The 26055-nt window shown below is 43.2% G+C and carries 23 protein-coding genes and 1 pseudogene; 9 read left to right on the forward strand and 15 right to left on the reverse strand.

Translation table 11 applies throughout. From position 1 onward, the window contains the following. Positions 1 to 122 precede the first annotated feature (122 nt). Entirely contained in the window at positions 123 to 965 is an 843-nt protein-coding gene (locus tag JMX63_RS11275; RefSeq protein WP_201572417.1) for a hypothetical protein, read from the forward strand. A 314-nt stretch (positions 966 to 1279) separates the two neighbouring features. After that, positions 1280 to 2020, forward strand: coding sequence for an SDR family oxidoreductase (locus tag JMX63_RS11280; RefSeq protein WP_160023350.1), 741 nt, complete (start codon positions 1280 to 1282; stop codon positions 2018 to 2020). A gap of 135 nt (positions 2021 to 2155) precedes the next feature. On the opposite strand, the gene JMX63_RS11285 is transcribed toward JMX63_RS11280, so the two are convergent. Continuing rightward, positions 2156 to 2785 (reverse strand): superoxide dismutase, encoded by a 630-nt coding sequence (locus tag JMX63_RS11285; protein WP_160023348.1) that lies wholly within the window; start codon positions 2783 to 2785, stop codon positions 2156 to 2158. Between the two features lie 552 nt (positions 2786 to 3337). On the opposite strand from JMX63_RS11285, the gene rdgB reads away from it, so the two are divergent. Together rdgB and tig are read left to right on the forward strand one after the other, a co-directional pair. Further along, a complete protein-coding gene (gene rdgB / locus JMX63_RS11290) occupies positions 3338 to 3991 on the forward strand; it encodes an RdgB/HAM1 family non-canonical purine NTP pyrophosphatase (protein WP_201572419.1) in 654 nt (217 codons plus the stop codon). Positions 3992 to 4524: 533 nt separating this feature from the next. Next, positions 4525 to 5868 carry a trigger factor gene (tig, locus tag JMX63_RS11295; protein ID WP_102091742.1) on the forward strand — a complete coding sequence of 448 codons (1344 nt, stop codon included), beginning with the start codon at positions 4525 to 4527 and terminating at the stop codon, positions 5866 to 5868. A gap of 183 nt (positions 5869 to 6051) precedes the next feature. On the opposite strand, the gene JMX63_RS11300 is transcribed toward tig, so the two are convergent. From JMX63_RS11300 to JMX63_RS11330, 7 genes are all read right to left on the reverse strand, one after another. Then, on the reverse strand, positions 6052 to 6804 hold the full coding sequence (locus JMX63_RS11300; protein ID WP_201572421.1) for a HupE/UreJ family protein: 753 nt from the start codon (positions 6802 to 6804) through the stop codon (positions 6052 to 6054). A gap of 50 nt (positions 6805 to 6854) precedes the next feature. Continuing rightward, positions 6855 to 7544 (reverse strand): urease accessory protein UreG, encoded by a 690-nt coding sequence (gene ureG, locus JMX63_RS11305; protein ID WP_160023340.1) that lies wholly within the window; start codon positions 7542 to 7544, stop codon positions 6855 to 6857. Between the two features lie 57 nt (positions 7545 to 7601). After that, positions 7602 to 8396 carry an urease accessory protein UreF gene (locus JMX63_RS11310; RefSeq protein ID WP_201572423.1) on the reverse strand — a complete coding sequence of 265 codons (795 nt, stop codon included), beginning with the start codon at positions 8394 to 8396 and terminating at the stop codon, positions 7602 to 7604. Next, entirely contained in the window at positions 8386 to 9024 is a 639-nt protein-coding gene (ureE, locus tag JMX63_RS11315) for an urease accessory protein UreE (RefSeq protein WP_201572425.1), read from the reverse strand. Before ureE ends, JMX63_RS11310 begins: the two co-directional genes overlap by 11 nt. Before the next feature lie 162 nt (positions 9025 to 9186). Then, the gene (gene ureC / locus JMX63_RS11320; protein ID WP_201572427.1) at positions 9187 to 11373 is read right to left on the reverse strand and encodes an urease subunit alpha; all 2187 of its coding nucleotides are present in this window, start codon (positions 11371 to 11373) and stop codon (positions 9187 to 9189) included. A gap of 56 nt (positions 11374 to 11429) precedes the next feature. Beyond that, positions 11430 to 11732 (reverse strand): urease subunit gamma, encoded by a 303-nt coding sequence (gene ureA / locus JMX63_RS11325; RefSeq protein ID WP_057761815.1) that lies wholly within the window; start codon positions 11730 to 11732, stop codon positions 11430 to 11432. 118 nt (positions 11733 to 11850) lie between these two features. After that, entirely contained in the window at positions 11851 to 12879 is a 1029-nt protein-coding gene (locus JMX63_RS11330; RefSeq protein WP_201572429.1) for an urease accessory protein UreD, read from the reverse strand. Between the two features lie 925 nt (positions 12880 to 13804). On the opposite strand from JMX63_RS11330, the gene clpP reads away from it, so the two are divergent. The 3 genes from clpP (at position 13805) to JMX63_RS11345 (ending at position 17206) form a co-directional block, all read left to right on the forward strand. Next, positions 13805 to 14431 (forward strand): ATP-dependent Clp endopeptidase proteolytic subunit ClpP, encoded by a 627-nt coding sequence (clpP, locus tag JMX63_RS11335; protein WP_197411852.1) that lies wholly within the window; start codon positions 13805 to 13807, stop codon positions 14429 to 14431. A 186-nt stretch (positions 14432 to 14617) separates the two neighbouring features. After that, positions 14618 to 15892 (forward strand): ATP-dependent protease ATP-binding subunit ClpX, encoded by a 1275-nt coding sequence (gene clpX, locus JMX63_RS11340; protein ID WP_057761822.1) that lies wholly within the window; start codon positions 14618 to 14620, stop codon positions 15890 to 15892. Between the two features lie 327 nt (positions 15893 to 16219). Continuing rightward, complete coding sequence (locus JMX63_RS11345) at positions 16220 to 17206, forward strand: SDR family NAD(P)-dependent oxidoreductase (protein ID WP_227673324.1); 987 nt, start codon at positions 16220 to 16222, stop codon at positions 17204 to 17206. A 160-nt stretch (positions 17207 to 17366) separates the two neighbouring features. On the opposite strand, the gene JMX63_RS11350 is transcribed toward JMX63_RS11345, so the two are convergent. The 3 genes from JMX63_RS11350 to argS form a co-directional block, all read right to left on the reverse strand. Then, positions 17367 to 18461 (reverse strand): PTS transporter subunit IIC, encoded by a 1095-nt coding sequence (locus JMX63_RS11350; RefSeq protein WP_227673325.1) that lies wholly within the window; start codon positions 18459 to 18461, stop codon positions 17367 to 17369. Between the two features lie 125 nt (positions 18462 to 18586). Next, positions 18587 to 19393, reverse strand: a complete 807-nt coding sequence (locus JMX63_RS11355) for an SPOR domain-containing protein (protein ID WP_201572433.1) — start codon at positions 19391 to 19393, stop codon at positions 18587 to 18589. A gap of 87 nt (positions 19394 to 19480) precedes the next feature. Continuing rightward, the gene (argS, locus tag JMX63_RS11360) at positions 19481 to 21310 is read right to left on the reverse strand and encodes an arginine--tRNA ligase (protein ID WP_201572435.1); all 1830 of its coding nucleotides are present in this window, start codon (positions 21308 to 21310) and stop codon (positions 19481 to 19483) included. A 378-nt stretch (positions 21311 to 21688) separates the two neighbouring features. On the opposite strand from argS, the gene JMX63_RS11365 reads away from it, so the two are divergent. Beyond that, positions 21689 to 21907, forward strand: coding sequence for a DUF2788 domain-containing protein (locus JMX63_RS11365; RefSeq protein ID WP_057761830.1), 219 nt, complete (start codon positions 21689 to 21691; stop codon positions 21905 to 21907). Between the two features lie 166 nt (positions 21908 to 22073). Here the strand turns inward: JMX63_RS11365 and JMX63_RS11370 are convergent, their stop codons facing one another. Genes JMX63_RS11370 through cmoA form a run of 3 tightly spaced genes read right to left on the reverse strand, consistent with a single transcriptional unit; the run spans position 22074 to position 25130 of the window. Beyond that, positions 22074 to 23201 carry a DUF1176 domain-containing protein gene (locus JMX63_RS11370; protein WP_201572437.1) on the reverse strand — a complete coding sequence of 376 codons (1128 nt, stop codon included), beginning with the start codon at positions 23199 to 23201 and terminating at the stop codon, positions 22074 to 22076. A 34-nt stretch (positions 23202 to 23235) separates the two neighbouring features. Continuing rightward, positions 23236 to 24282: a tRNA 5-methoxyuridine(34)/uridine 5-oxyacetic acid(34) synthase CmoB gene (cmoB, locus tag JMX63_RS11375; protein WP_201572439.1), complete on the reverse strand. Its 1047-nt coding sequence runs from the start codon at positions 24280 to 24282 to the stop codon at positions 23236 to 23238. A gap of 50 nt (positions 24283 to 24332) precedes the next feature. Next, on the reverse strand, positions 24333 to 25130 hold the full coding sequence (gene cmoA / locus JMX63_RS11380) for a carboxy-S-adenosyl-L-methionine synthase CmoA (RefSeq protein WP_201572441.1): 798 nt from the start codon (positions 25128 to 25130) through the stop codon (positions 24333 to 24335). 259 nt (positions 25131 to 25389) lie between these two features. Between cmoA and msrA the strand changes: the two genes are divergently transcribed. Then, positions 25390 to 25911 carry a peptide-methionine (S)-S-oxide reductase MsrA gene (gene msrA, locus JMX63_RS11385; RefSeq protein WP_201572443.1) on the forward strand — a complete coding sequence of 174 codons (522 nt, stop codon included), beginning with the start codon at positions 25390 to 25392 and terminating at the stop codon, positions 25909 to 25911. Between the two features lie 37 nt (positions 25912 to 25948). Here msrA and JMX63_RS11390 read toward each other — a convergent pair. Beyond that, positions 25949 to 26055 (reverse strand): annotated as a pseudogene (locus JMX63_RS11390) (IS1595 family transposase); the annotation flags it as partial.

Genomic DNA, 26055 nt, shown 5'->3' on the forward strand with positions numbered 1-26055 from the left:
CTTTGAATTTTTATCAAGTCAGAATAATGTAATCTTTCCTTGATTAGTAAACTATAGTGTATAAAGTCATATAAATACGTGAACTAAAATATTGTCAGGGGAGTGACTATCAAATGATGCTAATGGATATATCGTTTTCATGTAAATGTGGTGAACGGATAGAAGAAACAGTTTATGTACCAGCACCTAACTTTATGGCTGAAGAAAACAAAGATAGCGCCAGTGAACATTATGAAGAAATTTGTTGTATGTCTTGTGAGAGAGAACACGAAATACTTGTAGTAAATACTTTTTCAGCAGCTGATTGTTATGTAACAAGTGATGGAAATACAGATGTAAGTTTTGGAATGCCTTACTTTCCAGAATCAGATTACGATGAAGATGAATTGGCATGGTTAATTCAAAGCGAAACTCAAATCGAAATTTTTCAGAATCATATAAAAAGTGTTGAAAAGATTCTTGAAGCTAATATCGATTCAGAAGCTTATTTTAGCTTATTGGTCATGTTATACGGTCATGTGGTTGCTGCAATAGAAGCCTACCTATCTTCTACATTTATACAGAAGGTAACTAATTCTGAAAAATTAACTAGAAAGCTTATTGAGACTGACCCTACTTTTTCAAAAATGAAATTTACCCTTAAAGAAATTTTTGAAGAACAGGAAAAGCTGAAAATCACAGTTGCTACTTACTTAAAAGACTTAATATTTCATGACCTCAAAAAAGTAAAACCTATGTACAAGGATGTTTTAGATTGTGAGTTTGGCGATATTAGTTGGTTGTTTAAAGCTGTTGTAACTAGGCATCATTGCGTACACAGAGCGGGTTATGACAAAGAAAATAATAAAATTGAATTATCGGTAGAAATATTAAGAGAATTAGTTACTGAAGCACAAGACTTGACTTCTCTAATTGAAAGTAAAATACATCCTACATCTCTTTCTGAGTTTGACATCTCTTTCTGAGTTTGACATCTCTTTCTGAAACGGGAGTTGCTATGTTTTAAAACATACAATAACCAAAAAAGGACGCTTCACGGTGTCCTTTTATCATCCAAGCCCTCAATAGCTAAAGACTAACTTTCCACGCCAACCTCTTAAACTCTATGCTTTACATCCGCATAGACACAATAGATAAACTTATCTAAAAACAAGCCTACAGAATCGCTCTATTTATTGGTTTGGCACACTGGTAACTTATATCCTACTAATCAAGAGACATCAGTCAAAACGCCATATGCGCGTGCTGATATTCACTTATACTATTGGAGAAAGTATCGATGACAACACTAAAAAATAAAGTCGCGATTGTAACCGGTTCATCAAAAGGTATCGGCGCACAGATAGCCTTATCACTTGCAGAATCAGGGGCTAAAACCGTCATTAATTATGCAAATGATGATTCAGCAGCCAATAATATCGTAAGTCAGATTAAATCCGCAGGCGGTGAAGCCATTGCCGTTCAAGCTGATGTCAGCAATACCAAGCAAGTCGAAGCAATGTTTGATGCCACTATCAGCGCGTTTGGTAAGCCAGATATTTTGGTCAATAGCGCAGGTATAATGATTAATAAACCCATTGCCGAGACCACCGATGAAGACTTTGACCGTATATTTGCTATCAATGTAAAAGGCACGTTCAATACATTGCGTGAAGCTGCGACTAAACTCAATGACGGTGGCCGCGTTGTAAACCTCTCAAGTACGACCACTCGTATGCTACTACCTAGTTACGGCACCTACTGTGCGACCAAAGGTGCGGTCGATCAGCTCACCAGAATCTTTGCCAAAGAAGTTGGCGAGCGCAACATCACGGTCAATGCAGTATCTCCCGGCCCTACTGATACTGAGCTATTTCATCAAGGTAAAGCGGATGACACGGTAGAAAGACTTGCTAGCATGTCACCGTTTAACCGTATCGGTGAACCAGTCGATATCGCTCGTGTGGTAGCATTTTTAGTCAGTGAAGAAGCCGCTTGGGTTACTGGACAAAATATCAGCGCAAACGGCGGTATTGCCTAATAGCGTGATTGAAATGCTTTATTAAAGATATATGTTGATCAGATATCAAAATAGAAAGCTATATAGAAAGTTATCACAAAAAAAAGGACACCTCGCGGTGTCCTTTTTTTTAATCAAATACTTGGTCGTTAAAGATTACTCTTCAACGCCAGCATCTTGACCTTTATATTTTGCGTTTGCGTAGTCCCAGTTCACTAGCTTGTCTAGGAACGTGTCAACATAGTCAGGACGACGGTTACGATAATCTACATAGTACGCGTGTTCCCATACATCACAAGTCAATACCGCTACTTGGTCATGTGCAAGTGGAGTATCAGCATTAGCAGTTTTGGCGATTGACAATTTGCCACCGACTTTATCAGCGACTAGCCATGCCCAACCTGAACCAAACTGAGTCAATGCTGCATTTTTGAACTCTTCACGGAACTTGTCGTAGCTGCCGAAATCTTCTTCGATTTTTGCTTTTAGATCGCCAGTAGGTTCGCCGCCGCCGTTCTTTGGCGTCATGCAGTTCCAGTAGAACGTGTGGTTCCATACTTGAGCTGCTTGGTTGAACATACCTTGCTTACTGTCATCTTTAGCAGTCGCTACGATGATTTCTGGCAATGTTTTGTCTTCTAGACCAGAACCTGGCAACATGTCTTTTAGCTTGTTTACATAAGCAGCATGGTGCTTGTCATGATGATACTCTAGCGTTTCGGCACTGATATGTGGCTCTAGTGCGTCTTTTGCATATGGTAGGTCTGGTAAAGTAATGTTTGACATAATTATTTTATCCTTGCTGTTTAGCCGTTAGTTTATAAAAACTTGCTTATAGAAACTGAATTTTACGCTATTTTTACACCGCAAAAAACACTATAAAATAGCGGACTAAATTGGCTGAGTTTATTGTTTGAAATGAACTTTATTGCTTGATACACGGTACTGCTCAATACAATATCACGTATCATTATGAATCCAAAATTAACCTAGCAGTTACTTATTGCTATTATTCTTCGCCAAAAAGCCAAGTCTCTGACTTTATAGACTTTTATTAACTTAATATTCACAAGCTATAAGATATAATTCACTGTAGCTTGGTATCTATTATAGCAATAGTGACCAATAATATCAGTTACCAAATGTTATAGCCCGTACAATCTGTATAGCGATTGGTTATTTATTAAGCGGTAACTGCGCTCACTCCAAACTCATGCGTTATCATTGTTAGTATAACTACTTCAATCGACAAACAATTTATCGATTAGCGCTACAAAAGATAAATAAAGCCTACTCGAATAATAGTTTTTCATCATTTTCATATAACGGAATGACTCTATGAGCACCACTGTTAACTCGTTAACTGCTACCCATCCGACATCTGGCAACCAATGGGTACTGGCCAGTAACAATAAAGGCAAATTGGCTGAGTTTAAACGACTATTTGCCGAAGCGAACTTGGACGTGACGATTGTCCCGCAAGGTCAACTCGATATCGAAGATGCGATCGAGGATGGTCTAAGCTTTATAGAAAACGCCATTATTAAAGCCCGTCATGCGAGCCGTATCAGTGGGCTGCCTGCAATTGCTGATGATTCGGGACTGTGCGTGCCTGTACTAGGTAATGCGCCAGGTATCTACTCTGCTCGCTACGCTGGTGAGCATGGTAACGATAGTAAAAATAATGCCAAGCTCGTCGCTGACTTGCAGCCTATCCGCGTAGCAAATCCGAATGCTCCGATCAAAGGTACGTTCGTTTGCGTACTGGCAATGGTGCGTCATGCCGATGACCCGCTACCGATTGTCGCCCAAGGATTATGGCATGGCGAAATCTTGGATACGCTACATGGTGACGGCGGTTTTGGCTATGATCCATTGTTTTGGTTACCTGACTTGCAAGCCAGTGCGGCTAGTCTAAGCGCTGCTGATAAAAACAGCATCAGCCATCGTGGTCAGGCAATCCAACAGCTATTGGCGCAGCTACCTTTATAAGTATTTGTAGCTGTTCTATCCATAACTATCCGTAAGCGCGCTCAATGCTCATAATGCGCTTGCAACCTTATCGCTGTTTCTTGTCCGTTATCTGATTTATTGAATACGAATCTGGCTAAATTTTTATATAAAATTAAGCCATATAAGAGCAAGCAACATAAGGAAACATGCTGTCAAAGAGATAATTTTTACTTTAATAAACAGATAGATTATACTGTTCTACTTTTAAAATTTTGTTGAAATCCGTTATTTGGCTGTATAATTCACCAAAAAGCGTTATTATGCGGTGCATTAACGGTTTATTATCGATATTTGATAGCATGGACAACCTCAGCAGGTTCACCTTTTGGTATCAGCGGCGATTGCTACTGGCACTGAATTTGACGTTGTGCGCTATCGCTATCCCCTATTTATTTCAACGGCAGCCCGTCGTACATGCCCGTAATTTGAGGCGCGGTCTGTCTATTACCATTTAACCCTAAGTACTATTTCATTAATCAAACGTACTACTTAATCCTAAAGGTGTAATTAACATGGCTACAGATTTACAAGTCACAACCAACAAGCTATCTAATAAAGAAACTCAGCTAACGGTTAAAGTTCCTGTTGAAAAAATTCAAAACAAAGTTGAAGGCCGTATTCGCCAAGTTGCGAAAACTGCCAAGATTGACGGTTTCCGTAAAGGTAACGTCCCTATGTCACACATCCGCTCTCAGTACGGTGCTGGCATTCAACAAGAAGTTATCAACGATGTCATCCGTGATACTGTATTTGAAGCGATCAAATCTGAAGACATCCGCGCTGTTGGCATGCCTAACATCGACGACGTAAAACTTGAAGACGATTTCTTGGTGTATCAAGCCACTGTTGAAATCTTCCCAGAAGTTGACGTACAAGGTATCGATGAGATCGAAGTTGAGCGTCACACTGCACAAGTGAGTGAAGAAGACGTTGACACCATGATCGAAAACCTACAAAAGCAACGTGAAGAATTCGTTGAGAAAAAAGGCATGGCGGCGAAAGACAACCAAGTGACTTTTGACTTTGAAGGCTCTATCGACGGCGAAAAATTTGAAGGCGGTTCTGCTGAAGACTTCAAACTAGTTATCGGTAGCAACCAAATGATTCCAGGTTTTGAAGCGGGTATCAAAGGCATGAAAGCTGGCGAAGAAAAAACTATCGACGTAACTTTCCCAGAAGATTACCAAGCTGAGAACCTAGCTGGTAAAGAAGCTCAGTTCAAAATCAACGTAAAATTGGTTGAAAAATCTAAGCTACCTGAAATCAACGAAGAGTTCCTTGAGCTATTCGGCGTGAAAGAAGGCGGCGTTGAGAAATTGAAAGAAGACGTACGCAAAAACATGGAACGCGAAATCAAAAACGCTGCGCGTAGCCAAGTTAAGCAAGCGACTTTTGACGCATTGCTAGAAAAGAACGAGTTTGACGTACCAAACGCGATGCTAGAGCAAGAAATCGAGCGTCAACGCAACATGATGATGCAACGTTTTTCTCAGCAGTTCGGCGCAAATGCTGATAGCTTCGATAAAGACATGCTGCCAAATGAGCTATTTGAAGAGCAAGCGCTACGTGCTGCCCGTCTTGGCATCATCGTTGCCCGTGTTATCGATACCAAAGGCTTAGAAGTAGATCAAGAGCGTGTTGAAACCTTCATCAAAGAAGCCGCTGAAAACTACGAAGATCCAGCAGAAGTGATCGAGTACTACACCAATGACAAGCAGCAGCGCGCTAACATTGAGTCTGTTGTACTAGAAGACCAAGTAGTAGATTACTTGATCGCTCAAGGTAAAGTAACTGACAAAGAAGTTAGCTACCAAGACTTGCTAGCTGCTCAGCAACAACAGCAGCAAGCAATGTAATTGATACGACAAGCTATCTTTTTAGATATGCTGTAGTCGGTTATCAAAACTAAAATGCGCCCCCGACCTTTTGATCGGGGGCGCATTTTTTATGGCGTTCGTTAACTAGATAAAATCAGCCACAACTATCGACTCTACAAACATCGAACCTATAAACATCGTACTTGTAATATAAAGCGCGTTTTACACCAAAACAGGCGCAAATACAGCACTCAATCCTAGCAGCACTAGCCCGCGCTGTAACCACAGGCTATCGCTAAAGCGTTGCTGCAACTGCTGACTAACCAGCGTACCAACTGCATATAGCGCTAGCATCGTGACCATCATCCCTGCGTAAAATCCCAGCTGACCGCTCACACCGACATTTGCTGGTACTTCCATCGCGTGTGCCATGCCATGAAACACTGCCAGACCACCAAAGCCAAACAGTGACAACTGCTGAATACTTGGCGTGCGTGCTGTATGGGTCTGAGCAGAGAATGCTTCTTGTCTGCTTTTCTGGCTCATCAAGACCATAGCCAATACGACTACCGACAGTGATATCGCCACTTCAATCAGCCCAGATGATGCAGCAAATGCGATACCGCCAATCAGCACGCCAGCCGTGCCCAATATCGCGCCTAATGACAACCCTGCCGTCAATGACATCATGCCTAAGCGCTGCTTTTGCAGGCCATAAAACAACATGCCCATGCCTACTGCCAAAAACAGATGATCAAGGCCAGTGACTGGATGCATCAGTCCTGCTTGCAACGTACCTAAAAACGACGGTGCTTGCGTGGTAGTGGAGTGAATATGACCTGAATGCGCCTGCGCCAATGACGGCAGCATTAGCGATGTCATCATCACAGCCGAACCAGACACGATATGACGAGCTGAGAGCACTTGTGAGAAGCGAGAGTTTTCGATATGAAGACCTTTTGTATACTGTGTCATGCGGGTTTTCCTTATTCTTTATATTTTAATGGTAAAAGCTCATCTGCTCTTTAGGCAAGCATGCCATGTTCTTTAATAAAGGCGATAATCTCATTTAACCCATCGCCTGTTTTCATATTGCTAAATACAAAAGGTTTGTCGCCACGCATTTTTTTGGCATCGCGTTCCATCACTTCCAGCGAAGCACCAACCATTGGTGCAAGGTCGGTCTTATTGATAATCAACAAATCAGACTTGGTGATGCCAGGGCCACCTTTACGAGGTATCTTATCGCCTGCAGAGACATCGATGACGTACAAGGTCAAATCAGACAACTCTGGGCTAAATGTCGCGGCTAGATTGTCGCCACCTGACTCAATGATAATCAACTCCAACCCTTCAAAAGTCGCTTGTAGCTCAGCAATCGCAGTCAGATTAATAGAAGCATCTTCGCGAATAGCCGTATGCGGACAGCCGCCTGTCTCTACACCGCGGATACGCTCAGCAGGCATGGCATCATTGCGGGTCAAAAACTCTGAATCTTCTTTGGTATAGATGTCATTGGTCACCACTGCCATATTGATCGTATCACGCAGGTTTTGGCATAGTCTTAATGTCAAAGCAGTCTTACCACTACCAACTGGCCCGCCAATCCCAAGGCGTAAACACGATAAGGCAGAAGATGGTTTCTGGCTATCACTATCAGTCTGTACGTCTAATGCAGCGTGAGAATTTTTTGATTTGAGCGGAGTTAGAGACATATTAATTTCCTAAAACAGTTTGTATATTAATAAGTATAAATAGAAATAAAGGTACAGTTATGAGCGGAACAACCGACTGTATTGCTCCTCATGCATACTCGAGAGAATAGCCAAATTGGGTAAACTATTCGAGATATTAAGCGATTCATAGAGGTCTTGGCATAGCTGCTGACAGTCCGACTCTTCACTATTACCTAAAGTATTGGACGTGTTTGTCGATGTAATTAAAGTATCAAAGGCATGCTGCACATCATCGCTTAGAGCATCAACCTGAGCACCCAATTCGCTTTGCAATTGCCAAAGAATACGCTGACCCGCCATTTGTCCTAGCGGCACTGTCTTAACAGCGGCGAGCACCATGTTCTCTAATTGAGCAAATCCATAAGTAGTCATTGACTGCGCTAGTGGCAGCTGCCAATGCTGAGCAATATGTGCAAATAGCGGCAAAAATCCATCTTCAGGTATTTCGGCCGGTATGCCAAGACTCAATACTTCGTTGAGCCACGACACCATCGCCTGTGCCAACTGCTGCGACTCCAGAACAAACTCTTTACTCTCGAGGCCAGCGTGATAGTCGTGTGCTAGATTTGCCGCTATCGCTTCACGACCTTGGCTTAGTGCACACATGATCAGACCCAATATAGGCAACTCATAGCCAATGACTGCAAGCGCTAGATAGTCCTGCATAAATGTAAGCGTACTGGATTCATCAGAGACAACCCCTGACTCGATCGCTGACTCTACACCTTGCGAATAGGTATAACTACCAATCGGCAAATTGCTAGATGCCAGCATCAACAGCTGCCCAAGTTGGGTAGACTGAGTAGGCTGAGCACTGGTATTAACCATCATTTGAACGACCTACAGGCGCATCATGATGACTATGGCTATGGTGATGTCCGTGGCTGTGGCTTTCGTCATGGCTATGACTTTTCTTATGACTATGAGAGTCACTATGCGAATGTGCATGGGAGTGAGCATGACCATGCGAATGCCCTTGTCCCGTTTGATAAGCGCCCGTTTCAGGCTCAAATGGCACTGAGGTAGACTCGATATGTAGACCAAGATTTTCTAACATTTGTGCAAGTACATGATCGTTTTCAAAATATAACGCATAGCCTGCATTACCCTGATCAAAACTGTGGTCAAACATCAATGGCACATGACGGTTGCCCAAGTGATAAGCGCCTTTCATTAGTAGAAAGTCATCGTCAGCCGTCACTTTGGTCACCGCTTGCGGCTTGGCGATGACTTGCATCAACTCCCCTGCTGCATTGATAAGGACATCATTTCCTTTTAGTACACCTGTACGAGGCAAGTCAACACCAACTGCCTCACCTGAAACAGTAATGGCTCTAAAGCGGGAATGCTGACGAGTATCAAAATCCAATAGCAGGTAATCATCGGCTTGATACTGTTCTACCAATTGTGCTTTTTGGGTATCGCTAAGCGTACTTAAACGGGTATTAAATATTTTCATTATTCTTCTCTGGCTGTTGTTGCTCAAACTATTGGTCAATAGTATTGATGGTAAAAGTATTGGGAATAAAGACGCGATCTCACTCAAGAAACCAACTGACTATTGGTGTACATAGTTTATGGCTCACTGTCCTAGAGCTCTTATAAACGTATATCATAAGCTCTAAAATAAAAAGTAACGCTGTGCCATGGGTAGTACATCAGCTGGCTCACAGGTCAGTGTTTTACCATCCGCACGTACTTCATAGGTCTCAGGATTGATATCCATATCTGGGCAGTAGCTGTTAAAGCGCATATCGCTTTTACGAATTTTACGAATACCGTGTACTGGCTGAATGACTTTGGTCAATCCAAGCTGCTTATCCACTTGTTTGTCGATCGCCGCTTGCGACATAAAGGTGATGCTAGTTTGGGCGACTGATTTTGGATAAGTAGCAAACATAGGACGATAATGCACAGGCTGAGGAGTAGGAATAGAGGCATTAATATCGCCCATCGGTACCGCAGCGATAAGACCACCTTTTATAATACACTCAGGTTTTACCCCAAAAAACTTGGGCGACCATAGCACCATATCTGCCCATTTACCCACTTCGATTGAACCAACCATATCGCTAATACCGTGAGTAATCGCAGGGTTTATCGTATATTTTGCGATATAGCGTTTGATACGGAAGTTATCGTTGTCCACGCTTTGGTCATAATCTGTCAAAGTGATGTACTGTTGCTCATCCTCAATGTTCGCCGTTGCATCTGGCGCTAGATGGCCACGTTGAACTTTCATTTTGTGCGCGGTTTGCCATGTACGGATGACCACTTCACCCACTCGTCCCATCGCTTGTGAGTCACTACTCATCATAGAAATTGCGCCCAAATCATGCAATATATCTTCTGCGGCGATGGTTTCCTGACGAATACGGCTTTCAGCAAAGGCCACATCTTCAGCAATAGCAGGACTTAGGTGATGACAAACCATCAGCATATCGAGATGCTCATCAATGGTATTGACGGTATATGGTCGAGTGGGATTGGTAGATGATGGCAAAACATGCGACTCGCCAATAGCCTTTAGAATATCGGGCGCATGGCCACCACCTGCCCCTTCAGTATGAAAAGTATGGATACAGCGGTTTTTAAAAGCAGCAAGTGTACTCTCTAGATAGCCACTTTCATTTAAAGTATCGGTATGAATGGCCACCTGCACATCATAGTCGTCAGCGACACTCAAGCAGTTATCAATAGCTTGCGGTGTTGTACCCCAATCTTCATGTAGCTTCAGTCCCACGGCACCTGCTTCGATTTGTTCAGCAATGGGTTCTGGTACACTCACATTGCCTTTACCCAGTAGTCCAATATTCATAGGGATACTATCAGTAGACTTTAGCATTGAGGCAATATGATACGCCCCTGGTGTACAAGTAGTAGCGAGCGTACCTTGAGCTGGCCCTGTGCCGCCGCCCAGCATCGTAGTTACCCCTGACATAAGCGCCGTCTCACACTGCTGGGGCGCGATAAAATGAATATGACTATCGACGCCACCTGCTGTCAGGATTTTGCCTTCGCCAGAGATGATTTCGGTAGCTCCGCCAATAGGAATATCAATAGCGGGCTGGATATCAGGATTGCCCGCTTTGCCAATGGCACTGATACGACCATCTTTGATACCAATATCCGCTTTATAGATGCCTGTATAGTCAACGACCAATGCATTGGTAATAACCGTATCGGCAACTTCCGCGCCTAGTAACTGTCCTTGTCCCATGCCATCACGGATGACTTTACCACCACCAAATTTGACTTCTTCACCTTTGATTTCAATAGGCTTACTACTCTCACCACTTTGCGACGTATCTGCTTGATCAACAGCTGTATCTTTATGACTGGTTAAATCCGCCTCAACCTGTAGCCAAAGCTCAGTATCGGCAAGACGGACTTTATCGCCTGTGGTAGGACCAAAATGCTCAGCATAAATACGACGACTGACTCGCTTCTTCGAAGTAGCGGTTACCTTCTTATCAGTAGTGCTCTCTGATGCTTTGTCTGGATGAGCTGCGCCCATGACGCGCCCAGCAAAACCATAGACGTCTTGCTTGCCAGCGTATGCTACCAATTCGACTTCCCGTGATTGGCCAGGCTCAAAACGTACGGCGGTGCCAGAGATAATATTTAGGCGAAACCCCCGAGTTTGCTCTCTGTCAAAACTCAAGGCATCATTGACTTCATAAAAGTGATAATGCGAGCCGATTTGGATAGGTCTATCACCAGTATTACTCACACTGATGGTCTGTACCTGTCGCCCTTGGTTTAAGATAATATCGCCATCTTGGATATGGTATTCGCCTGCTTGCATGGTAGCCGCCTTATTTTATAGTGAGCATGTCAGTGCTATAACAATGGTATACAGCGTTACACGATGGGATTATGTACCGTGACCAGTTTGGTGCCATCAGGAAAAGTCGCCTCGATTTGCACTTCATCTACCATCTCTGCGACACCTTCCATGACATCATCAGCAGACAAATACGTAGCACCTTCACTCATCAGCTCGGCAACTCTTTTACCATCTCGTGCGCCTTCCATCAGCAACATACTGATATAAGCGATGGCTTCGGGATAGTTAAGCTTAACACCGCGATTTTTGCGGCGCTCAGCCACCATACCAGCGGTAAATAGCATGAGTTTGTCTTTTTCTGTTGGGGTCAGGTGCATGACAATTCCTTATTGTACTTATCATTATATTTATAGCAGATTAGAGATTTTCAAAGCATTAAATATCGATTAAAAATAGTCGCAATATATCTTAGTTTCATTATTAAAAGTGGCCGTATTAGGTGTCCCAAATACGTGGACGACAAGGCTCAAGTTGCCACCAATGATTTCGCAAGACTTCTCTCAGCTGATAAAACGCTTCAAAACAACCACGTACATCTGAGCCGATGTAGCGGATATTGATCGCTTGGCAATTATGAGTGCAGTAGACAGGCAGTTGTGCTTGAGCAATGACTTGTCGTAATGCTGCTATGGTGTTATCTAGATAGCGAGTTAATGACTGCTTGATAGTTGCTTGGGCAGTTTCGGTCGATTGCGTGGTTTGTGATGCGGAGAGTGCAAGATTGTCATGGACATCGCTTAAGCTTGGTACTGCCCAAAACGATCCATAAATATGCTGGTTCGCTAATCCTAAATTTGAGGTAAACCAGCGATTTTGTGCTGCCTGCGCCACTCGCTCAGCAACGATAACCTTACCATCTCGGTAGATATTCAATCCAGTATGATAACGCCCTTGCAAAAACTGCTCGTCGTAAGCTTGCCGCCCAAATACGCTAATCTCCCATGTCAGTAGGCTAGATGAATCTGTCAAATCGAAGCGACTCACTGCATGCATATTGGCTTCGTTATAAATGATACTCTCTTGCGGCAGCCATTCTAATCGGGTATGTGCTGCGAGGTTGGCCTGTACATGTTGACTAGCATAATCAGCTATCTCGTCTTGACTCATACTTTGGTGAGCAACATCGCTGCCCAATGAAACTTTATGTTTTTGACTAACACTGTCCTTGCCGTACCATTTGCCTGCCCCTGGTGTAGTGATAACAGCATGGCTACCACTATCCAAATTTAGGTCTATAGTCAGCATATCGCCACCTGCAATACCGGCTGGCGGGTACAACATCAGTATGTGACAAATACCCTGCTGTACGCTTGGCTCAGGATACAGAGCACGCTGTACCATCAAGGCACCCGTATGCTTACGATGATAAAGCCGCGTCTTTGAGTTATCAGCCGTACCTTCTTTGGCCGTACTTGTACTGCTAACAGTGTCAAAGCTTAATGCTAAAGAAGATGCCCAACTCATTTTGTATACTCATTTACCAATTAATTATGTTTCAGTATTTTATGTGACAACTCTCATTTACTATCCGTTAAAAACTCTATTGCCAATCGTTAATTACAGTTCATTAACTACAGTAATGTCAGAATAACAGCGAAGAAATACAGCCTACACCATTTATCGTGCCTAGCGCACCACTATAAATAAAAGCGTCAATGTTTTTATTGATACAAGCACTGTGCCAACTCTTGATAGCAGATAATCAAATAGACAACCTTATCGGCTCAAAACTTTGATTTGTCTGCGCTTTTTTTTATTTAACTTAAATGATAAAAATAACCGTATATTTCCAGCTATTTTCTTAACGTTTTTTGAGCCTTATCTATTTATAAAATCAGCAGATATTTGCACCAAAATAGTACATTTTGTCCATAACAGTGCATTTTTTAGCGTTATTGTTAGCGCAATACTTTATGAAGATGTTAGATAAGCAAAAATACTAAACGCATAACTATTTGCAGGCTTAGTCAGTAAGATAGGTAGATTGTAGGGCTATTAATCAGGTATTCTATGTTAAAAAGTCAGGTCAGACATGATTTACGCTCTTTGTATCGATATAGACACTGTCGATACAGGTACTATCAATATCTGTATGACTTGATAATAGATAAGATAGTATTTATCTACTTTTAGACGTATTTTTAGTGCCCGTTTCAATATAAGCAATGAGTCCTAGACATATCGGAGGGTCACTTTTTCAGCTATTTTATGCACAAACCCATTTTATAGGCTTGAATAGTGAGCGCAGCCCCCTTATAAACAACCCATTAGTCAAAAACTACTAGACAATAAAATCATTCAATCCATTTTTATTTTATACATTTATCGATAGGACTTTTCTATGACAGATTATGATCGCATCACTGCCAACCCGCATTTTGATATGCTGATGAGTGCGCACAAAGAAGTACAGACCACACAAGCGGCTTTAGTACCTATGGTGGTTGAACAGTCCTCACGCGGTGAACGCTCGTTTGATATTTTTTCACGTCTATTACGTGAGCGTGTTATCTTCTTGACCGGTCAGGTCGAAGACAACATGGCTAACCTTATCGTCGCCCAGTTGCTATTCTTAGAAGCTGAAAATCCTGATAAAGATATCCATTTGTATATCAACTCACCAGGTGGTTCAGTAAGCGCTGGATTGGCTATTTTTGATACCATGAACTTCATCAAACCTGAAGTATCCACTATCTGTATGGGCGGTGCTTATAGCATGGGTTCATTCCTATTGGCTGCTGGTCAAAAAGGCAAGCGCTACTCACTGGCTAATGCTCGCGTTATGATTCACCAGCCTTCAGGCGGCGCGCAGGGTCAAGCAACAGATATCGAAATTAATGCTCGTGAAATCCTTAAAACTCGTGCACGTTTAAATAGTATCTTAGCTGAGCGCACTGGTCAGCCAGTAGAGAAAATCGAAAAAGACGTTGAGCGTGATTATTGGTTAGATGCACAAGAAGCCAAAGAGTATGGTTTGGTTGACGAAGTATTAGAGCGTCGTCCTGAATCTTTGTAATCTAAGCATTAACGTGATGCCTCTTAATTAAGAGTGCAATCATAAGACCTTTTATAGTTTATTTGCCGTACAGTAAACCGTTATCAATGTCATACCTGATCTATTGGAAGGTATGACATTGAATGGATACGATAATCGACATACTACAAATAAACTAACCAGTTTTAAATTTTAGGAGCGCCTTTTATGGCAGAAGATAATACCCCGCAGTGTTCGTTTTGCGGTAAAGCCAAAAGCGATGTACAGCAATTGATTGCTGCTGACGATGCCAATATCTGCAATGAATGTATCGAGCTATGTACTGACTTAATCGCAGACAGCGCAGAGCACGGTGATGATGATAGCGAAGTAGACACTTCTTGGGTCAATAAAAAATTACCAACGCCAAAAGAGCTGCGTGCCAAGCTTGATGAATATGTCATCGGTCAGGACGCTGCCAAAAAAGCATTGGCTGTGGCCGTCTATAACCATTACAAACGTCTAAAAGTTAGCCAAACGCTAGCCAACGATAGCAAAAAAGCTAAGATCGGCGCTGACGATGCAATGGTAGAATTGGCTAAGAGTAATATCTTGCTAATCGGTCCGACTGGTTCTGGTAAGACGCTGCTTGCGCAAACCTTGGCTCGTCTGTTAGATGTACCTTTTGCGATGGCTGATGCCACGACATTGACCGAAGCTGGTTATGTTGGTGAAGACGTTGAAAACATCGTACAAAAGCTCCTCCAAGCTTCTGATTATGATGTAGCTAAAGCTGAGCAAGGTATCATTTATATTGATGAAATCGACAAAATCAGTAAGAAAGGTGACAACCCATCTATCACGCGTGATGTGTCAGGTGAAGGCGTACAGCAAGCGTTGCTAAAGCTAATCGAAGGTACGGTGGCTGCTATCCCGCCGCATGGTGGTCGTAAGCATCCGCAGCAAGAGTTGATCCAAGTTGACACTAGCAACATCCTAATCATCGTTGGTGGTGCATTTGCTGGACTTGATAAAGTCATTCAGCAACGTACCGAAAAAGGCGGTATCGGCTTTAACGCTGATGTTAGCTCAAAAGACGACAGCCGTCGCAGCTCAGACTTGCTACAAGAAGTCGAGCCAGAAGATTTGATCAAGTTTGGTCTGATTCCTGAGCTGATCGGTCGTTTGCCAGTACTTGCGGCACTGCAAGAGCTAGATGAAGCAGCCCTAGTACAAATCCTGACCGAACCTAAGAACGCACTGGTAAAACAGTACAAGTACTTGTTCGATATGGAAGGTGCTGAGATTAGCTTTACCCAAGAAGCACTAGATGCCATCGCCAAAAAAGCAATGGAGCGCAAGACAGGTGCTCGTGGTCTACGTTCAATTGTAGAAAACGCCCTGCTTGAGACTATGTATGAGCTACCTTCTATGGAAAATGCTAAAACTGTAATGGTTGATGCGGACGTTATCAATGAAGGTAAAGTGCCTAAAATTGCTTAATTTATAACTGATATAAGTAGTCCGTTATCATTAACGGACTACTCAAAAAGCGCCTTGCTGAATAAGCTAAGGCGCTTTTTTTATGCCTATTATTTAACCAATTTATCTGTTAGATAGCTTGCCCGTTAGATAACTCGTCTACTGAAAATTGGCGACTTTCATTACACCTGCTCCGAAATGACAGCAGCGTTTATCAATCGCGAGTAAACATCAGCACAAACCATGCTAATGTAGATAGACTATTTTGACCTTTATACTTTATTTCTATATACCGCAAGATATAGCCCGTACAACCCATATGATTAATAAGACAAAGGACTGTTTATTATGCTCAACCATGTGACCGCTATGGCGACTTCATTGCGCCAACATCTACCGTTTTCTTCTAACCATACTTCATTGGATGACTCGGACGTTGCATCCTACTACCGAAACCATGTCGCTGCCGTTACGGGCGCAGGCTCTGGTATGGGACGTGAGCTGGCCATTCATTTAGCAAAAATGGGCTGTCATGTTGCACTATCGGACATCAATCCTGAACAGCTAGCAGCGACCAAACAATTACTTGCCAATTATGATGTCAACGTCACTATGACGGTACTCGATGTGTCAGACAATAAAGCCGTGGAAGCATGGGCTGATAGTGTGATGAGCGATTATGGCAAAGTAAATTTTATCTTTAACAATGCAGGTGTTGCGCTCTACTCTACCGTCGAAGGCAGTAGTATTAGTGAGCTTGAATGGGTAATGAACATTAATTTTTGGGGCGTGGTTTACGGTACTAAGGCGTTTTTACCGTTAATCAAAAACAGCGTTAAACAGAGCCAGTTTGGCGAGCATGGACATATTATTAATATCTCAAGTCTCTTTGGTTTGACCGCTCAGCCATCACAGTCCGCCTACAACTCTAGCAAATTTGCCGTACGCGGCTTCACAGAGAGTTTACGCCAAGAGCTAAATATCCAGAACTGCGGGGTATCAGCGACTTGTATCCATCCGGGCGGCATCAAAACTAATATTGCCAACAGCGCGCGCGGTAATGAGAGCATCCATGATATTGGCATGAGTACTGGGCCCAAAGCCATCAGAAGTTTTAATAAATTCTTAAAATTCGATGCCAATGAAGCGGCTTGGATTATCCTACAGGCAGCAGCGACTAATCAGCAGCGCTGCCTGATTGGTAACGATGCCAAGATGATTGATGCCATCCAACGTGTATTTCCATCACACTATAGCCAAGTGCTGAACGACTTCCATCAACTGTCCCGCAAACTAAAACCGCGTCGTCATAAGAAATTAAAGACGGTTGAATAATATTTTCTAAGCATATTTTGCATCATGAAAAATTGATAAATTTATATATGAAAAGCCCAGCTATAGTCGTAGCTGGGCTTTTTGAAAGTTGCCATTATTGATGAAGGATAAGACTGAATTTTGAGACTGTTGAGGATATTTTAACTCAATACTTAAAAGATTAAGGAAGCTTCATATCACCAGCGACTAACCAACCCATACGGCGCATGATATAAGCCACTAACCCTGCAATCACCGCAGGCAATACAAACATCAATAGAATAATCGCTGTCCATAATTGTCCAGTGCTCATAATCTCTTGTGATGCCTCAATCACCCCAAACACACCGACCAAACCAGCAGTACCCATACCCGCACCTGTCGCGGTACAAGCTAATCCAAAACCAACGGTCGCGATCGGCCCAACGATAGCGCTAGCAATGACAGCAGGTAGCAGAACGATAGGTTTTCTGAGCACATTAGGGATTTGCAGCATACTGGTACCCAAGCCTTGAGAGATAACGCCACTAACGCCATTGTCTTTAAAACTTGCAACAGCAAAACCAATCATATGCGCTGCACAACCCACCACTGCTGCCCCGCCCGCCAATCCACCCAGTCCAATAGCAATACAAATAGCTGCACTCGACGTTGGTAGGGTCAATAAAATACCAACCACTACAGCGATGACGATACCCATTAACAGTGGCTGTAATTCAGTAGCGGCATGAATACCCTGACCGATAGCTGCGACCCCTGCTACGATAGGCGGATTGAGCAGTGCGCAAACTAATAGCGCGACGCCGCACACCACTAAGGGCACCAATAAAATATCAAGCTTCGTCTTACCAGCGATCCAAGTGCCAGCACGATAAGCAAACACAGAGGTCAGATAAGCACCGATTGGATTACCCGGCAGTGCTACAAAAGTTGCAGGTCCACCCACTTGCGGCGTAAAGAGTGTTCCTGCCATTAGCGCTTCAGAATGGGCACCAAGCATACCTGCTACGAGGCAGCTAAGCATCACTAGCGTTGGCGCTTTGAGATAGTAAGCGATACCTACCCCGATACCAGCACCCATCAATATCGAGGCAAGCTTTCCGACCGCGACCAATGCTGGAAAATCTAACCAACCACCGATTTGCGAGATGATTAGACCTGCGATCAACGTGACAAATAGCCCTAAAGCCATACCAGTAAAAGCATCGATAAAGTATTTTTGAAAGAACGCCTTAATGATGCCTGCTTGCGGTGTTACTGAGTTAGATACGGTCATAACCATACTCTTAATGGACGTTTAATAGGATAAAATAGCTAGAAAGCTTTTGATAAAATAAAGAGATAAAAAAAGCGTCATTACGACGCTTTTTTAATAGATACAATAACTGTAAACGACTGAATCTAGCGACGCTGTTCAACAATAATAGAGTCTATACCGTTGTTCTGTAGGCGCTGCTGTGCCGTCGTCACTGCTTGACGGTTATTCAAAGGACGCGAGATGACTTGATAAATTGGCAAGCCATTACCCGTCGTGTTTTTGACCACGCGAGCATCGACACCCGCCATCAGTACTTGCGCACGGCGACGATCCGCTTCATCTGCATCACTAAAGCTATTGATCTGCAAGATGTAGGTCGCCGCAGGTTTGGCAGCTTGGATGCTTGCCGTACCTGCTGCTGCATTGTTATTACGGGTTGTAGCGTTACTAGTAGCAGGCGGCGTACCATCATAAGTTGCATCTTCTTCAACGACAACGATATCCTCATTAGACCCAGCATTATTAGCACCAGCAGGTTCGACAGTCGCATTTTCCGAACCACCGAAGCTGCCTGTATTTTCTATACTGCCTGCATCGCTCTCTGGTTGAGTCACAACAACGTCTGGTTCAAACGCACCTATATCACCTATTTGATCATTATCAATGTCAGCGATATCTTCATCAGGGATGGTTGCCATCTCTTGATTTGGCAAAATATCGTAGAATTCATAATCGCCATTGTCGGTATCAGTATCCACACGTGGCTGTACTTGGCGATCAGAATCGTTCTCAGCACTACCATCAGCGGGGCTGAAATTGAATAATGGTGAGAGGTAGATAAACACCCCGATCATAAGGGTCAATACGGCCCCAACAAACATCCACAATAAGCCTGATACGCTACTTGATTTGCGCTTTTCTGTTGCGCCTTTAGGTTTTTTGGCTAGCATGGATCTCGTTCTCCCTACTGAATTTAACTATCATCATCGAATTAATGCTATCAGCTGTCTATACTCATGTCACATATTAGAAAAGTACTACATGCTAGACGGTGCAGACAAGCCTAGCAGACTAAGGCCATTTGCCAGTACCTGCCGTACTGCCTTAGACAAACGCAAACGTGCTTGCATCAATGCCATCTCATCTGAGCTTGGTGTTTCACCTGACGTGAGACTCACAGGCAAAATGCGATTGGTGTCATACCAACCATGGAACAATGCAGCAAGCTCTTTTAGGTAATTGGTCAAGACGTGTGGCTCGTAACCAGTCGCTGCGCGAAGTAACGTCGCCGGATAGCCTGCTAACAGTTTAATCAGCTCGTCTTCATTGGGCGCACTTAGCAAATCTTGATGTGCCAAACCAACAGCATCATCTACGGTCAAATCGTAGGTTGCCAGTTTTTCTAACACGCGGCAAACGCGCGCATGAGCATACTGAATATAATACACTTGATTGTCTTTGCTTTGTGATTTGGCAAGTTCTAAGTCAAAATCAACATGCACTTCAGGCTTACGCGCAACATAGTAGAATCGTGCAGCATCGTTACCGACTTCTGCACGTAGCTCACGTAAGGTCACAAACTGACCAGAACGCGAAGACATTTGTACCTTTTCACTACCGCGCCATAATGCCACAAACTGTACAAGTACCACATCAAGACGTTCAGCATCGATACCAAGAGCTAGTAGCGCTGCTTTTACGCGTGGGACATAACCATGGTGGTCTGCGCCCCAGACGTTAATGACTTTATCAAAGCCGCGATCAAACTTGTTTTTATGATAAGCGATGTCAGAAGCAAAATACGTCGACTGGCCATTGGCACGGCGTACCACACGGTCTTTCTCATCGCCGAAATCAGTCGACTTAAACCAGATGTTGCCATCTTTTTCGTATAGATAGCCTTTGTCATCTAGTATCTGTAATACAGGCTCAATCTCGCTATCGATAGATCTTTCGCTAAACCAGCACTCGTAGCTCACGCCAAAGTCATTTAAGTCGTCTTTAATATCCGCCAAAATACTGCTCAATGCCGCGTTTAAAAATAACGCATAGCTGTCACCTAGCAAAGACTTACTATTGGCAATCAAGCCATCAATATGCGCTTCTTTATCACCTGAAATGACGGTTTTTTCGCCATCAGCATTAATCTCAAATTGAGCATCTTCTGGCACGTCTTTGGCAACGTCTGCAAAGCTATGTACGTAGCTATCGCCATGCTGTGTTTTTAGCGTCTGGGCGATATCACTAACATAATCACCTTGATAGGCGTTGACTGGGAAAGTTATCTCTTCACCATTTAGCTGTAGATAACGCAAATATGTACTGGTGGCCAAGATGTCCATTTGACGACCAGCGTCATTGACATAATATTCACGCGTGACGTCATAGCCAATAGCTTCTAACAAGTTAGCGACGCTCATGCCAAATGCAGCACCGCGACCGTGACCGACATGCAGACTTGACGTTGGATTGGCAGAGACGAATTCAACCTGGACTTTTTGATCGTCAAACTGATTACTCAAGCCAAAGCGGTCCTGCAACGTGAAAATATCGTCCAATACAGAAAATTTAGCTTCCGAGTTTAAGAATACGTTGATAAACCCTGGTCCTGCGATTTCTACTTGGCGAATATCTTGATTGTCAGGCAATGCACTGACGATTTTTTCAGCAAGTTGACGCGGATTGGCTTTAGCTGCTTTCGCTGCCGTTAGCGCGATATTACTGGCAAAATCACCGTGACTTAAATCTTTTGTACGGGTGATTTGACTGTTGTTTTGCCAATCGCTTGGTAGCGTACCATCTGCTTGTAGGGTTTGAATTGCATCGTTAAACAGGGATGCAAGCGTATCAATTTGGGCTTGTGACATAGGAATTTGAACTCAATTAAATAAACAACAAAAACGGTGCGAATGCGAGCAATCGATAACTGCTTATTATAATAGCGACCGACATTGCAGGGATAGAATAATGTAAAAAGATAAGTAACCTGTAAATATAACAATCTTTGCGCTTTATTGCACCATTTGCGCCAAAATTAGCACTAAAATCTTACCGTTATCAGGATTTGGGCTGACTAATATCAATGATGCAAAACTGATAAATAACCCATAACGTGAATTGTAGCGTTACTGTTGCTCAATACTGGGCAGTCGTTTATACCTGACTGCTTCCACGTTATAATAATGGTTTGTACGGCTCTTCTAAAATATAGAAGACACGTTACTACTCTATTATAGGATTACGCCATGTTTGCTATTGCCGCCAGTACTGTCACCAGTTGGGGACTGTACGTCTTGTTGCCGATATTCATCGCTTTCTTGTTTTTTATTATGTGGGATATCTCTAAAAAGTCTGATGCTGGGCGCGCTGGTACTTTTTGGATCTTCTTAGCCCTAGGCGCAGGTTCTGTTGGTTTTATCCTAAAGATAGTTATGGAAGTCGCGTTCAAAAAATGGTTAATCTAATTAGCCATTTTTAACTTTATCTTTTGATATCACTTAGGACATGAATAGCAAAACTGAAAATGTAATATACAGCCTATGACTGCTGCGCTTTATAAGGTATCAGTCATTTAAATCAAGGCCTTTTAAATCAAGGCTTCTTAGACCAAAGTCTTCTAAATCAAAGAAGCTACTGAGCCTTAGCATCATTTTTTATAACCTGACTCACATAAGTTGGTAGGTCCCACGCTCCACCAGCAAAACCTCGGCACATGCCCGTACTAGACTCTTCACTCTTAGCAAATGTCTCACCATTCCATATCCATGCAGTACGGCTCCAGCAATCACCAATGCCTCGGTCTTTGTGAGTGGCGGAAATCTCACCATCAAAATAATCATTTCCTGCTGTCGTGATAAGCGTAGGTTTGCTAGGTTTTGTATTATCAATGAGCCAATAGCCGTTACTGGAATTGTAAGCACCTAGCCAGCAAGTATGCGCGGCTAACGTATAGCTATCATCAATCGGTATAAAGTCCCAATCAAGCATCGTAGAGCCATACTCTGACATCCGCTGATACGTTTCAGTTTTTGGGTTGATTAGCCCACACTCGCCCATCACGTCCTTAGACCCTATAAGCTGCTCGGCATTAATATCGACCCAGTTATCAATATTTTTCTGAAAATACGCCAGCTTTGATGGAGCAAGTGCTTTGTTGTCTTTTGCTGAATACGCAAATGCTTTTTGAATGGTTGGTTTTGGCAAGGTTGCTTTAGGACGTTGACGATTTGGATTATTCTTACTGACCAATGCTATCGGCGTCCCTACTCGACCTTGCTCATCGTCTAGTTTGAGCAACACTGCCGACATACCTTTATCGCTAATCTGCCATTGATTGTCACCCGCTCTAATCGCTATCTTGGTCGCTATACGAGCATGATCAAGCAGTGCTTGGGTCTGCTTGGCTGACAAGTCGTATAGTAGACTGTCTTCTTTATTGGGTTGCAGCAGTCCATAGTTTTTATTGTTTAGCCAAAGCTCAGCAGGCTTAAGATCATCTAGCGGCACTTCTGAGACAAACTGAATTTGCGCTTTTGGTAGAGCTACTTTTGGCAATGCTGTGAGCAATATTGAGGCAGGCTCATCTATGAGTGCTTCACTAGCGTATCCAGCAGCTCGACAAGTGCGCGTATTATCACAAACCACTTGCCAGTCGTCTTGTACAAAGCCCCAGCCTTCAGATACAGTTCCATAACCTGCCATAGCAGGTAACGATAGCAAGCTGATGGTAGCCACAATCAAAGTCTTTGATGTCTTCATAGTGCTTTCCTTATGTTAGCTACCACCATCAATGCTATTTTTTGGCAATCAAAGTCGCACGCATGGGAGCAGGATATCCTTCGACGGTCTTAGTAAAATCATTAGGATCTAAAAAATCTGCTAACGAATGATAGGTCATCCATTCGGTTTGTCGTTGTTCCTTAGTCGAGGTTACTGCTACATCGGCGCAGCGCACGTCTGAAAATCCTGCTTTCTCTAACCAGCCAATTAATGCCGCCACCGATGGTAAGAAATAGACGTTATTCATCTGCGCGTAGCGGTCGTGCGGTACCAGTACAGTATTAGCATCACCTTCAATGACCAGCGTCTCAAGTACCAGCTCACCACCTTTGACTAACTGTCCTTTAAGCTGTTGTAAATGCTCAAACGGTGATTGACGATGATAAAGTACGCCCATGCTAAATACGGTATCAAACAGCTGACTGTGCTCAGGTAAGGCTTCAAGCGGTACAGGAATATAATGCGTACGGTAACGGCCTGTATCACTAGCATCTGCGGCACCAACGAAATGACGAATCGCCATAAACTGATGATAAAACAAACATGACGGATCAATAATAATAACCGTATCTGCGCCAGCCCCTGCCATGCGCCAGCCGTGATAACCAGAGCCACCGCCCACATCCAATACGCGGCGACCGTCCAATCTACTTAAATGCGGCGCAACACGTTTCCATTTCCAATCACTATGCCACTCGGTATCAATCTTAATACCTGACTCATCATCGCCGATTTGACCGCCAATCTGAAATGGCCCTTTACGCCATGGCATCAACTGCTTTAACAACGCCGTTGTTTGCTTGCGCTGAGACTCATTTAGACTTGCCTCAATCGTTAATGTATCACTGTTTAGGTCGACATTATTGACAGCTAAGTTTGGCAAACGAGCGACTGACGCTTGGTAAGCAGGCGCGTGCGCATAGTTGGCTTTATCTTTTATATCACCTAGCCATGTTGGTAATCGCTTAAGCCACTCATAAGCGCTCGGCTGATGCTGTGTCAGCTCTAGTAGGGTTAGATACAATTCGCGTTCGGCGTTAATGATAGTGTCGTTGAGCATAAAAGCAGATTACCGTATTGATTAAGAAATAACTGTGTTAAAAGTAAGGATTATTTAAACGCCACAATAGAAACAAAATTCAAAAACTGAAACCACGTCAGATGACGTTTAAAGCCAACTTGATCTAATCGTGTATGATGCTCATCTAACGTGTCAGTAATGAGGACATTTTCCAATGCATTACGCTTACCGCTAATCTCCATTTCGGTGTAGCCATTGGCACGTTTAAAGTCGTAATAACGCTCCACCAACCACGCATCATACTGCTCATCAAACGCATGAGTTTTTTCAGTCAGCACCAATATACCGCCTTCGCTCAATGCCGCACAAATTTTCTCTAATACTGCGACCCTATCAGCAGCTGGCAAAAACTGTAGCGTCAAGTTCAAAATCACCATATCGCACGGCTCAAGCTCAATATCGCGGATATCTGCTGTGATTACTTCGATGTCATGCTTAGGATAATTCTCACTCAGTAGCGTGGTCGCCTCTGTCGTCATCGCTGGTGAGATATCAATTGCTTTAATCTGCAAGTCTTGTGGGTCGAACTCACCCGCTAGCGTCATACTGGCTGCACCCAATGAACAGCCTAAATCATAAACACGACTAACGCGTTGACCGCTATCGCTCTGCTGGCGATACTTGCAATGACGACGGGCGAATATAGGTAACATAGCTAGTACCTGACCATAACCGGGTACACTGCGGCGAATCATGTCAGGAAAACAAGCCACCACTTGCTCGTCAAACGAAAAGCGTGCCGCCTTATCCAGTGGCGTAGTAAACGGTTTATCAAATAGGGTGTCATGTTTGATAGCAGGCTGGGATTGGCTCATGGGACGACTCATTTTTTAGAATAGAACTGAAATTAAGAATTACTTGGTGAATTTTGCTTGGTAGTTCGCTTGTCATTATCAGTTGATAAAGAAGCAAGATAGCAAAAGCCCATTATAACATTACTGTTTGTTACTTATCGCCTTTGGCTTGCCTGCTAAGCTGAATAAATAGTGCCAAGGGTAATGAGACGTTTGAAAGAAGCATTGAAAAACGAGAGCATCACTACCAAATATAGCGCTTAACCCATATTTATAATAATAGGAAAAAATTATGCAAACGATCGTATTAGGTGGCGGCTGCTTCTGGTGCACCGAGTCTGTATTTTTATCGGTAAAAGGTGTGCAATCTGTCGTCTCAGGCTACATGGGCGGCGATGCTGTCTCTGCCAATTATGAAGCTGTCTGTAGTGGTACGACTGGTCATGTCGAAGTCATCAAAGTCAAATTTGATGAGTCTATCGTCCCGTTAGAAGTAATACTCGATGTTTTCTTTGCTACGCATGATCCCACCACGATGGATCGTCAAGGCAATGACGTCGGTAGTCAGTATCGCAGCGTGGTCTTTTACACTGAAGACAGTCAAAAACCGACCGTTGACCGTACTATTAACAAATTACGCAATATGGGTGTCAATGTGGTGACGGAAGTACATCCTGCCGTTGAGTTCTATCAAGCAGAAGACTCACATCAAGATTTCTTCAACAGAAACCCAGGACAAGCTTACTGCAACTTCGCAATACCGCCAAAGCTTGCCAAACTGCGCAAAGAATTTAGCAAATATATGGTTAGTTAAGTCCAATAAAAAATTATGGGGCTGTAGTAGATAAGGATTAAATATCACACCATTTTCTCAAGGTTTTCAGCTGATTAGATGGTGAGCCATAGTTGAATCTAAACTCGCACTCTTTTAAAAACAAATGGAAGTTCTTCTTATTAA

Origin of the sequence: Psychrobacter nivimaris (assembly GCF_904846365.1) — a bacterium.
In the GTDB taxonomy this organism is placed as follows: Bacteria; Pseudomonadota; Gammaproteobacteria; order Pseudomonadales; family Moraxellaceae; genus Psychrobacter; species Psychrobacter nivimaris_B.